Below are 6258 nucleotides of genomic sequence, written 5' to 3'. Positions count from 1 at the left end.
GCGCATGCTCGATCGCCTCGACCAGCCGCTCGCGCGCGAACGGCTTCAGCAGGTAGTCGACCGCATGCAGCTCGAAGGCCGCGAGCGCATGCTCGTCGTAGGCGGTCGTGAAGATCACGGCCGGCCGCGGCCCGTCTTCCGCCAGCGCCTTCAGCACCTGCAAGCCGCTCAGGCCGGGCATGTGGATGTCCATCAGCACCAGCTGCGGGCGCAGCGCGCGGATCTGCGCCAGCGCCGAGACGCCGTCGGCGCAGGTGGCCACCAGCGCGAGCTGCGGCATCTGCGCCACCCAGTCGGCCAGCGCCTCGGCGGCCAGCGGTTCGTCCTCGGCGATCAGCACGCGCGTTTTCGTCATGTCGTTCGTCATGTCTTTCATTGCGGTATCCACAGGTCCACCCGGAAGCCGGCACCGGGCGCGGTGTGCACGCGCAGGCGGGCGCGTCCGTCGTAGTCGAGCGCGAAGCGGCGCTTCAGCGCGTTCAGGCCGATGCCGGTGCGCGGTGCCTGGCCGCCGGCGGGCTCGCCAGGATCTGCGAGCCGCGCCGGATCGCAGCCCGGGCCATCGTCGGCGACCGTCAGGTCGAGGCCCTGGTTCATGCCGTTGCGCTCGCTGACGATGCGGATGCAGCCGCCGCGCAGTTGCGGCGCCACGCCGTGCAGCACGCTGTTCTCGACCAGCGGCTGCAGGCTCAGCGGCGGGATCTCGTCCTGCAGCGTCGCCGGGTCGAGCTGCCAGTCGACCTGCAGCCGCGCGCCCAGGCGCAGGCTCTCGAGCGCCAGGTAGTCGCGCACGAAATCCACCTCGTCGGCCAGCGCCACGCGGTCGGCCGCGCTGCGCTTGGTGTCGAGCACGTAGCGCAGCATGCCGGCAAAGCGCATCAGCGCCGCCTCGGCGGCCTGCGGATCCTTGCGGGTCAGCGCGATCAGCGTGTTCAAGGTGTTGAACAGGAAGTGCGGGTTCAGCTTGCCGGTGATCGCCGCGAGTTCGGCCTGCGCGAGGGCCGATTCGGCCTGCGCGGCAGCCAGCGCGGCGCGGCGCGCACGGCGGGCCTCGATCAGCGCGGTGAAGCCGGTCGCGATCGCGGTGTACACGACGGCACCCCAGATCGCACGCCACAGCAGCGTCTGCGCGAACACCGCGAACGCATGGTCGGCGCCGAACAGCAGCAGCGAGGTCGTGAAGTCGAGGGCCTGCCACAGCGCGCCGAACAGCAGCGCGCACGCGACATGCAAGGCCACCGCGGTGGCCGTGCCGAGCCCGCGGCCCTGCAACCAGCGCACCCACGGCAGCACGATGGCGCCGAGCGCCATGGCCGGCCACAGCTGCAGCGTGGCCTGGTAGACCACCTCCAGCAGCTGCCAGAGGCCGCGCTGGAACTCGGTGCCGGCCAGCACATACAGCAGCCACGACAGCAGGCAGCCGGCCGCGTAGACGAGCCACGGCGTCCAGTCGGTGCGGTCTGGCGTCGAAGAGGTGGCGGGGTTGTCGGACATGCACGGATCTTAGGGAGTCCCGGCCGGCACGGCGGGCCGCTGCGACCGATCGCCGGATCGCGGCATCGAAATGTGGCTGCGGGCGCCCCACCCTGACGCACTGTGTCGAAACCCTTCCCGCCCCGCGGCCTTGCCCGCCAAGGTGGCTTGCGGCGCCGGCTTGCAGTTCAATCGACCGACCGATTCCTGCTGAAGGAGACCTCATGGAAAAGCGGCTGCATCAACTCGAAACCCTGCGCCTGCACGGCGACGACGGACGCGACTACGTGGTGCACGGCTTCGAGCACCTCGCCCGGCTCGACGCCGCGCCCGGCCTCGGCGGCGACTGGGAGCCGACCGGCGAATCCGAATACCGCCTGGCCGACGGCCGCCCGGTGAACGTCGACGCCGACGGCGTGATGACGATCGCGCAGAACGGCGTGCGGCTTTCGCAGCAGGAGTCGAGCACGGCTTGAGCGGTTGAGGGACACTGCGGCGCATGCCCGGAAACGCCATCCTTCACGTCGGCGCCCTCGGATTTCCGTGGGAAACGCTCGACCCGTTCCTCTTCTGCGTCCACCACGATGACGCCTACCCGCGCGGCAATGCGCAGTTCGGCCCCGATGCGCTGCTGACCGGCCGCAACCTCGGCCAGGACTTCGCCGGCCTCGACGGCTGGCGCATGTACCACGGCATGACGGTGCCGGGCTTTCCGTCGCACCCGCACCGCGGCTTCGAGACCGTGACCATCGTGCGCCACGGGCTGGTCGACCACTCCGACTCGCTCGGCGCGATGGCGCGCTTCGGCGGCGGCGACGTGCAATGGCTCACCGCCGGCCGCGGCATCGTGCACTCGGAGATGTTCCCGCTGCTGAAGCGCGACGCGCCGAACCGGCTCGAGCTGTTCCAGATCTGGCTGAACCTGCCGGCGCGCAACAAGATGGTGGCGCCGCATTTCACGATGTTCTGGTCGGAACAGATCCCGCACCACCTGCACGCCGACGAGGCCGGGCGGCAGACCGAGGTCGTCTGCATCGCCGGCCGGATCGAGGGCGTGGCCGACCCGCTCGCGCCGCCGCCCGATTCATGGGCTTCGCAGGACGGTGCCGACCTCGCGATCTGGACGATCCGCATGGCGCCGCACGCACGCTGGACGCTGCCGCCCGCGCAGGGCGACGGCACACGGCGCAAGCTGTATTTCTTCGTCGGCAGCGCGGTGACGGTGGATGGCGTGGCGGTCGACAGCCATGCGGCCATCGAGTTGCGCGCCGGCGCACCGGTCGAGCTGGTCAACGGTGCCGAGACGGCCGAGTTCCTCGTGCTGCAGGGCCGGCCGATCGGCGAGCCGGTCGCGCAATACGGCCCGTTCGTGATGAACACGCAGCAAGAGTTGCAACAGGCTTTCACCGACTACCGCCGCACCGAGTTCGGCGGATGGCCCTGGGACGACCCCGCGCCGGTGCACGGCGCCGAGCCGCAGCGCTTCGCGCGGCGCCCGGACGGCGGCGACGAGCGGCCCTGAGCGCCGGCATCCGACAGAACCATCGGGCGATCCGATGGGTTGCTGTCGATGGGCAAATGCCCTCGGCGCAGGTCTTGTATCGAGTCGCGGCTTGCGTGAATTGGAAACGCTTCCATAGAGTGCGGCCCTCACACCACGACAGAGGGGACACGCCGATGAACACGCTGAACCGGGCAGCGCTCGCCTGCCTGCCGCCGCTGTTGCCACTTCTCCTGTTGGCCGCCTGTGGCGGCGGAAGCGACGCACCGCCCACGCGCTCCGGCGAGTCCGCCACCCATGAACAGGCCGCCGCGCTCGCGGTGCCCGCTGTCAGCGCCGGCCGCTATGTGCTGAAGAACGTGCAGAGCGCGAAGTGCGTCGATGCAGTGCCGCCCGGCAGCGACGGCGGCGCCTTCGTGCAGAACACCTGCAGCGCCGCCGTCACGCAGACCTTCGACCTGACGGTGCAGACCGGCGGCAGCTACAAGCTGGTCGCCGTCGGCACCGGCCGCGTGATGGACCTGGCCGCGAGCTCCACCGCCGACGGCGCGGTGATCCACCAGTGGACCAACAACGACACCAGCGCGCAGCGCTTCGTGCTGCAACGCAGCCAGGGCAACCGCTTCGCGCTGAAGAACGCCGGCAGCGGCAAGTGTGTCGCGATCGACGGCGGCTCGGTGAACGACGGCGCCGGGCTGCGCCAGGCCGGCTGCAGCACGAGCGGCGCGCAGCAGTTCCTGCTGTACCCGGTGTCGACCACCGGGCGCGGCGTGCTCGCGATCGGCCGCTATGCGCTGAAGGCGGTGCATTCCGGCCTGTGCATGGACGTCGAGAACGGCTCGCTCGACAACGGCGCGAAGACGGCCCAGGCCGCGTGCAGCCAGGCCGACCGCCAGCTGTTCGAGGCCCAGCCCGCGGCCGAAGGCACCTACGCCTTCCTCAACGTCAACAGCGGCAAGGGCCTGGACGTGAGCGACATCTCGCTCGACAACGGCGCGCTGATCCAGCAATGGGCCCATGGCGGCGGCGCGAACCAGCGCTTCGTCGTGACGGACGACGCCGGCGCGCTGCGCATCGCGGCCCGCCACAGCGGCCGCTGCGTCGACGTGAGCGGCGTCAGCACGCAGCCCGGCGCGCGCATCCACCAGTGGGACTGCCTGGGCGCGGCGAACCAGCGCTGGACGCCGGTGCCGGCCGGCGACACCCCGCCGCCGCCCACGGGCACCTGGGTCGGCACCTGGGGTGCATCGCCGCAGGGCGGCAACACCAGCTTCAACCAGCAGACGCTGCGGCAGATCGTGCACACGAGCGTCGGCGGCGCGGCCGCGCGGGTGCACCTGTCCAACGTGTTCGGCAACCAGCCGATCACGGTCGCGAACGTGCACATCGCGCAGCGCGCCGGCGGCTCGGCCATCGTCGCGGCCAGCGACCGCGCGGTGAACTTCGGCGGCCAGCCCACGGTCGTGATCCCGGCCGGCGGCGAGGCGGTCAGCGACTCGGTCGACTTCAACGTCGCCGCGTTGTCCGACGTGGCGATCAGCTTCTACCTGCCGAACGCCACCACGGTGACCACCGAGCACCAGACCGGCCTGCAGACGAACTACGTGGCCGCCGGCAACGTGAGCGGCAATGCGACGATCAACCCGAGCGCGACCAGCGGCAGCTACCGGCTGCTGACCAACCTGGACGTGTCCAACAGCAGCCTGCGCGGCAGCGTGGCGACGCTGGGCGCATCGATCACCGACGGGGTCGGCACCAACTTCGACGCCAACCAGCGCTGGCCGAACGTGCTGGCGAACCGCCTGAACGCGGCCGGCATCGGCGTGGGCGTGCTGAACCAGGGCATCAGCGGCAACAGCAGCCTGCGCGACGGCGCCGGCCCGAGCGCCGAGAACCGCTTCGACCGCGACGTGCTCGGCCAGGCCGGCATCAAATGGGTGATCTATTCGGACGACCCGATCAACGACCTGCGCGGCAACCCGCAGCCGACGCTCGAGCAACTGCTCGGTCCGCTGCAGCGGATGATCGCGAAGGCCCATGMGCGCCAGGTGAAATTCCTGTGCTCGACGCTGACGCCGTACAGCGACAGCGTCTGGACGCCGTCGCAGGAGACGACGCGGCAGGCCTACAACAACTTCGTGAAGAGCAGCGCGAGCGGTTGCGACGGCGTGATCGACCAGGACCTCGCGACGCGCGACCCGGCCAACCCGGCGCGCATGCTGCCGGCGAACGACACCGGCGACCACCTGCATCCGAACACCGCCGGCAATGCGGCGATCGCGAACTCGGTGAACCTGAACCTGTTCACGGTGAACTGAGCGGGAGGGAACGCCGATTGCCCGGGGGTCTGTGTCGCCACCGCACACAGGCCCCGTCATGACCTCCATTCGGCCGCTTCTGCTGCACACCGTGCCCGAACCGCCGGCCACGCCGCCTCCGCCGCCGACGGTGCCGCCACCGTTGCCCGAGATCGACGACCCGCCGTCACCGCATCCCGCGGACCCGGTCATCGAGCCGGGCGCCCCGCCACCGCCGGTGGCGAACCGGGCGAGTTGCGGTCAGGTTTGCGACAAATCCTGCGGCAACCCGGGCAGCCGCACGCCCGCCTCGTCGAGCAGCGACTTTGGCTGCCTGCGCTTGATCCACAGGTACAGCCCGCTGCCCAGTACGACGATCGTGATGAGGTCGAGCAGCGCCCAGACGATCTTCAGCGGCAAGCCGCCGTAGTCGCCGAAGTGCAGCGGCTGCGACAGCAGCAGCGTCGCGATGTACCACGGCACCTCGGGCGACGCGGTGACGGCGGCCGTCCGCGAATCGACCATCACCGGCTGCAGCAGGCGGGCCGTCAGCGGCTCGGTGCCGCGCATGAAGAAGGTGTGGTGGTGCKGGCTCGAGAAGCCGGTGCCCGGGAACGCGATGAAGCCGACCCGCATGTGCGGCGCCTGCGCCTTCGCGGCGGCCAGCATGCGCTGCGTCGGCGCGCGGGCGCCCTCCTCGACCAGCGGCTGGCCCTGGTAGGGCGCGAGCAGCGTGGTCAGCGCGTCGTACTGCCACAGCTTGATCAGCAGGTCGGCCCAGGTGTTGATCATGCCGGTGGCGCCGACGACCAGCGCCCACACCAGCGTGACGACGCCCAGCAGGTTGTGCAGGTCCAGCCACTTGACGCGCGCCGAGCGCTCGCGGCGCACCTCGCCGAAGCGCAGCTTGCGCATGAAGGGCGCGTACAGCACCAGCCCCGAGACGATCGCCACCAGCAGCAGCAGCCCCATCGCACCGAGGAACAG

The 6258-nt window shown here is 70.7% G+C and carries 6 protein-coding genes; 3 read left to right on the top strand and 3 right to left on the bottom strand.

Annotation, left to right across the window (positions count from 1 at the left end; translation table 11 throughout):
* Window positions 1–355: LytR/AlgR family response regulator transcription factor (locus AC1D15_RS14750; protein WP_477826569.1), on the bottom strand; the 355-nt coding region annotated here is incomplete at its 3' end.
* Window positions 356–372: 17 nt separating this feature from the next.
* Entirely contained in the window at window positions 373–1494 is a 1122-nt protein-coding gene (locus AC1D15_RS14745) for a sensor histidine kinase (protein WP_477826568.1), read from the bottom strand.
* Window positions 1495–1697: 203 nt separating this feature from the next.
* Between AC1D15_RS14745 and AC1D15_RS14740 the strand changes: the two genes are divergently transcribed.
* The 3 genes from AC1D15_RS14740 to AC1D15_RS14730 all read left to right on the top strand — a co-directional run bounded on the left by AC1D15_RS14740 (window position 1698) and on the right by AC1D15_RS14730 (window position 5292).
* Window positions 1698–1949, top strand: coding sequence for a hypothetical protein (locus AC1D15_RS14740; RefSeq protein ID WP_047506599.1), 252 nt, complete (start codon window positions 1698–1700; stop codon window positions 1947–1949).
* Window positions 1950–1972: 23 nt separating this feature from the next.
* Window positions 1973–2995 (top strand): pirin family protein, encoded by a 1023-nt coding sequence (locus AC1D15_RS14735; RefSeq protein WP_477826567.1) that lies wholly within the window; start codon window positions 1973–1975, stop codon window positions 2993–2995.
* Window positions 2996–3150: 155 nt separating this feature from the next.
* Entirely contained in the window at window positions 3151–5292 is a 2142-nt protein-coding gene (locus AC1D15_RS14730) for an RICIN domain-containing protein (protein ID WP_477826566.1), read from the top strand.
* Window positions 5293–5532: 240 nt separating this feature from the next.
* Here AC1D15_RS14730 and AC1D15_RS14725 read toward each other — a convergent pair.
* Window positions 5533–6258: PepSY-associated TM helix domain-containing protein (locus tag AC1D15_RS14725; RefSeq protein WP_477826565.1), on the bottom strand; the 726-nt coding region annotated here is incomplete at its 5' end.

It is taken from the genome of Rhizobacter sp. P2_H2, assembly GCF_056403375.1.
Note: the sequence above shows the minus strand (reverse complement) of the source record. Positions and strands in the feature narration are given on the sequence as shown.